Source organism: Pseudoalteromonas sp. UBA6610, from assembly GCF_002433295.1.
Classification (GTDB): Bacteria; Pseudomonadota; Gammaproteobacteria; order Enterobacterales; family Alteromonadaceae; genus Pseudoalteromonas; species Pseudoalteromonas atlantica.
The window spans coordinates 1-5,244 of the sequence record NZ_DJHW01000082.1; the positions used below are offsets into that span (position 1 = coordinate 1).

Annotated in this window: 4 protein-coding genes; all 4 read left to right on the forward strand. The window is 42.0% G+C overall.

Going from position 1 to position 5,244, the window contains the following annotated elements:
* The first annotated feature begins 193 nt into the window (after nucleotides 1-193).
* Complete coding sequence (locus B4F91_RS10970; RefSeq protein ID WP_055255312.1) at nucleotides 194-1,249, forward strand: DUF2066 domain-containing protein; 1,056 nt, start codon at nucleotides 194-196, stop codon at nucleotides 1,247-1,249.
* The gene (gene hda, locus B4F91_RS10975) at nucleotides 1,249-1,959 is read left to right on the forward strand and encodes a DnaA regulatory inactivator Hda (protein ID WP_004587231.1); all 711 of its coding nucleotides are present in this window, start codon (nucleotides 1,249-1,251) and stop codon (nucleotides 1,957-1,959) included. The genes B4F91_RS10970 and hda overlap by 1 nt, the downstream gene beginning before the upstream one ends.
* An 82-nt stretch (nucleotides 1,960-2,041) precedes the next feature.
* A complete protein-coding gene (gene pheS, locus B4F91_RS10980; protein WP_004587232.1) occupies nucleotides 2,042-3,022 on the forward strand; it encodes a phenylalanine--tRNA ligase subunit alpha in 981 nt (326 codons plus the stop codon).
* A gap of 15 nt (nucleotides 3,023-3,037) precedes the next feature.
* The coding region (gene pheT, locus B4F91_RS10985; protein WP_288635746.1) for a phenylalanine--tRNA ligase subunit beta at nucleotides 3,038-5,244 on the forward strand (2,207 nt) is incomplete at its 3' end.

Here is a 5,244-nt window from a genome sequence, read left to right on the forward strand (position 1 = left end):
CGAAACCCGAGGATAAGGCTCGCCCCACCAATCACAACCCATTTTACATATAGCTAAGTAGCAGTTTGTTTCTGTATTTAAGCTTTAAGATAAACAATATTTATTCAACATAGCTGAATTACAAATATAATTTTGCTTTGTTACTGGCTTTGATTTAGGATCAAAATAGTTTAAAACCAAGAACTAATAGCCAGTGTATAGATTATTAATTAGTGCCATATCATTTATATTTTGTTTCTCTGTATCGGCAGTTGAAGTAACTGATCTGTATCAAGATATATTAAAAGTCGATGATAAAAGTCGAGACACGCGTTTAGCCGCTAGCCGCAAAGCATTACTCAATGTATTAGTAAAGGTAAGCGGGGATGAATCTGCTGATCAAAATAGGCTTGCTCAACAACGCACCAAAAACATTTCAGATTACATGCTCAAGTTTGAATACGACGAAAAAGCGAATGGACAGCTTAATCTAGTTGTTAAATTTGAAGCGCGTAAAATAAATGAATTAATTAAAGAATTAAATTTACCTCTTTGGGGCGTCCAGCGCCCATTAGTTGCTATTTGGTTAGGTATTGAAGATAACTGGCGTAGAGAGCTTGTTACACAAGAAAGCTATCCTCAGTTAGAGCAGCTTATATATGACAAAGCCGGTCGACGTGGTTTACCCGTTGTAGTGCCGCTATTAGATTTACAAGACAGACGTTTGGTTGGCATTCCCGAAGTATGGGGTAATTTTTCAGAGCCTGTTGAAGAGGCGTCGCGCCGTTATAGTGCAGAGCGAAGCATTACAGCAAGAATGTATCAAGAACCCGACAGCGAAACCTGGATTTTAGACTGGCGTTTTACTAATGATGATTTATTTGATTCAAACCGTCTTGAAGGTGATAAACAACAAATAGTAGGCCAGATGATAGACAGCTTAGCGTTGGGATTAGCCAATGAATACGCTATCGACCCTAACGCGTATTATGAACAGGCAGCGGCTACGCTTACCTTAAAAGGCACTCAAAGCTTTGTTGATATTGAACTTGCAAAGCGTCGTCTACAAAGTTTGAGTGTAGTGACGCAAGCAACAATAATGCGCAAAACCCCAGAATTTGTTGAGTTTAAGCTTAACCACACCGGCAGTGTGGGCGATCTTAAAAAAGGCCTTGGCCTTGATAGTGCCTTTAGAGATTATGTTGACCCTCGCGCATTTTACCATGTTGTAGATAAAAACAGTCTTGAGTATCAGTGGGTCGGTGAGTAATGCTAAGTGCTGAGCCTATGCAAATGGCACTTCCAGTCACCTTGCCTGATGATGAAACATTTGCATCTTATTTTGGTGGGGAAGACTCTTTAGAGGTAAACCACCTTAAAGCGAGCTTTTCAAAGCTTGCCAACAAATTTCAGTACACTTATTTGTGCGGCTTAGGCGATTCTGGTAAATCCCACTTATTGTACGCAACCTGCATACAAGCCCAAGAGCGTGGCTTGTCAAACATGCTGTTGTCTATGCGTGAAGTTATCGACTTTGGCCCTATGGTGTTAGATGGTTTAGAAGCACTTGATGTACTATGTATTGATGATGTGCACTTAGTCGCTGGCAATGACGCATGGGAAAAAGCTCTTTTTAACTTTTTTAATCGCTTTAACGAGCCCGGAAAAATGTTAGTGGTTACGGCCGATTTGCTCCCTGACATGCTTAATATCACCTTGCCCGACTTAGAGTCTCGGCTAAAGTGGGGAACCACCTTTCAAATTCGTTCAATGAGTGATGATGATAAAGCACAAGCACTGGTTAAGCGAGCGCATATGCGTGGGCTTGAACTAAGCGATGAATGCGCGCGCTTTTTATTGACTCGCTTGAGTCGTGATATGCGTGCTTTATTAGACGTATTAGACAAATTAGATCACGCATCAATGGCCGCTCAACGAAAATTAACAATTCCCTTCATAAAATCAACGTTAAAGCTGTAGTAGGTCTAGAATCTAGACCCTGCTTTCAGTTATCATTAGTCAACAAAATTGTAATCACCTTCTGTGAAAGATCAGGTATCGAATGAACTTAGAAAATATTTTAGCGCAAGCACTTGAGGCAGTTGCCAGTGCCAGTGAAATCGCGCAACTAGAAGAGATCAGGGTTAATTACCTTGGTAAAAAAGGCGAAATCACAAGCTTACTTAAAACACTGGGTAAAATTGCTCCTGAAGAACGCAAAGAAGCAGGCCAAGTAATTAACCAAGCTAAGCAAGATGTACAAGCTGCCATTAACGAAAAGCGTGAGCTTTTAGCAAGTAAAGCGCTTGAAGAAAAGCTAGCAGCTGAAACAATTGATGTAACTTTACCAGGGCGCGTAATGCCTACAGGTGGCCTTCATCCGGTAACACGCACAATCGAGCGTATAGAAAGCTTTTTTGGCGAGCTAGGTTTTGAAGTTAAATCAGGCCCAGAAGTAGAAGATGATTTTCATAACTTTGATGCGCTAAATATTCCTGAGCATCACCCAGCGCGTGCTGATCACGATACCTTTTATTTTAATCCTAAGTTAGTACTGCGTACCCAAACAAGTGGTGTGCAAATTCGTACTATGGAAACAGAGCAACCGCCACTGCGAATTATTTCGCCAGGTCGAGTATATCGTAACGACTACGACCAAACGCATACTCCAATGTTTCATCAGGTAGAAGGTTTAATGGTTGATACTGATGTAAGCTTCACAGAGCTTAAAGGTATTTTACACGACTTCTTACGTAACTTTTTTGAAGAAGACATGGAAATTCGTTTCCGTCCTTCATTCTTCCCATTTACAGAGCCTTCAGCTGAAGTAGATGTTATGGGTAAAGACGGTAAATGGCTTGAAGTATTAGGTTGTGGCATGGTTCACCCTAACGTACTTAAGTCAGTAGGTATTGACCCAGAAAAATACACCGGTTTTGCTTTTGGTATGGGCGTAGAGCGCTTAACCATGCTGCGCTATGGCGTAAACGACTTACGTGCATTTTTTGAAAATGACTTAAAATTCCTGAACCAGTTCCGTTAAGAGTGAAAATATAAAATGAAATTTAGTGAAAAGTGGTTAAGAGAGTGGGTAAATCCTGCTATTGATACGCAAGCTCTTTCGGAACAGCTTTCTATGGCTGGCCTTGAGGTTGATGCAGTTGAGAGCGCGGCAGCGAATTTTAACGGCGTAGTGGTTGGTGAAGTTGTGGAATGCGCACAGCACCCAGATGCAGATAAACTTCGCGTTACTAAAATCAATGTAGGTGGCGATGAGCTACTTGATATTGTGTGTGGCGCGCCAAACTGTCGCCAAGGCATTAAAGTAGCTGTTGCAACAGTGGGCGCTGTTTTACCGGGCGACTTTAAAATTAAAAAAGCCAAATTACGCGGTCAGCCATCACACGGTATGCTGTGTGCCTTTGTTGAGCTAGGTATTAGCGAAGAAGGCGACGGCATCATGGAATTGCCAAGCGATGCGCCAATTGGTACAGACCTGCGCGAATACTTAGGACTTGATGACAACATAATTGATGTTGACTTAACCCCAAACCGTGGTGATTGCTTGGGTATAAAAGGCCTTGCACGCGAAGTAGGTGTATTAAACAGCGTTGATGTAAACGAGCTACAAATTCCAGCTGTTAGCGGCACTATTGACGATGAAGTATCTATTGAACTTGTTAATGCTGATGCGTGTCCGCGTTACTTAGGGCGTGTAATCAAAGGCATTAGCCTTGATGTAGAAACACCGCTTTGGATGGTTGAAAAGCTTCGCCGTAGTGGTATTCGCTCAATTGACCCTGTTGTTGATGTTACTAACTATGTATTACTAGAACTTGGCCACCCAATGCATGCATTTGATTTAAATGCAATTGAAGGCGGCATTAAGGTTCGCAGCGCCAATGCAGGCGAAGAGTTAGTATTGCTTGATGGCAATACTGCAAAACTGAACGAATCAACACTTGTGATAGCCGATCATAATAAAGCACTTGCGATTGCCGGTATTTTTGGCGGTGAGCAATCAGGTGTTACAGAAAAAACGTCTGATATTTTATTAGAAAGCGCGTTTTTTAACCCAGTAGCAATTGCAGGTCAAGCCCGTAGTTACGGCTTACATACCGATGCATCACACCGCTATGAGCGTGGCGTAGATTTTACCCTGCAACACGATGCAATGGAGCGTGCAACCGCTTTATTACTTGATATTGTTGGCGGTGAAGCAGGACCTGTTGTAGAAGCTGTGGCTGCTGATAAACTGCCAAAAGTGACAGAAGTACGCCTACGTCGTGCGCGTTTAGACCGCGTAATTGGTCATCATATTGACGATGCGAAAGTGACTGATATTCTGACTCGTTTAGGCTTAGACGTTAAGTTTGAAAACGACAGCTGGAGCGCTGATATTCCAAGCTACCGCTTCGATATTCGTATTGAAGAAGACTTAATTGAAGAAGTTGCTCGTGTTTATGGTTACAACAGTATTCCAAATGTTGCGCCAACCGCAAAGTTAAAAATGACTACACATGACGAGTCAACAATTGCGCTAAGTAAGTTTCGAAATACGTTAGTAACACGTGGCTACCAAGAAGCAATTACGTACAGCTTTGTAGACCCTAAAGCACAAGCTATTATACACCCACAAAGTAATCCGCTTATACTGCCGCACCCAATTTCAATTGAAATGTCGGCTATGCGTGTAAGCTTAATGCCAGGGCTTTTAGCATCGGTTGCGTATAATCAAAACCGTCAACAACCACGTATTCGTTTATTTGAGCATGGTCTTAAATTTATCAGCGACGACAGTGCAGAAAATGGCCTGCAGCAAGTCCCTGTCATTGGCGGTGTGATCACTGGCCTTGCAAACGGCGAGCATTGGGTTGAGCAAAAACGCAACGTTGATTTTTACGACCTAAAAGGTGATGTTGAAGCCTTATTAGCAATCACCAACGATACAAGCCGTTTTGAAATTAAAGCAGAGCAGTCAGACGGTTTACACCCAGGCCAATCAGCAGTTATTTATGTTGAAGGTAAAAAGGTAGGATTTTTTGGTGCTCTTCATCCTCAAGTGCAAAAATCGTTAGATATCAATAACGCAACTTTTGTATTTGAAATAGAAATGTCTGCAATAGAAAAAAGAAATTTACCGCAAGCTGTAGGGGTTTCAAAATTCCCTTCAAATCGCCGCGACATCGCGATTTTAGTGGCTGACAGCGTTAATTCAGGTGATATTTTAAGCACAATAGAAAAAGTTGGCGGAAATCAATTGGT

Coding starts and splice junctions, on each gene's coding strand:
- hda (WP_004587231.1), top strand. CDS start 1,249: ATGCTAAGTGCTGAGCCTATGCAAATGGCACTTCCAGTCACCTTGCCT.
- pheS (WP_004587232.1), top strand. CDS start 2,042: ATGAACTTAGAAAATATTTTAGCGCAAGCACTTGAGGCAGTTGCCAGT.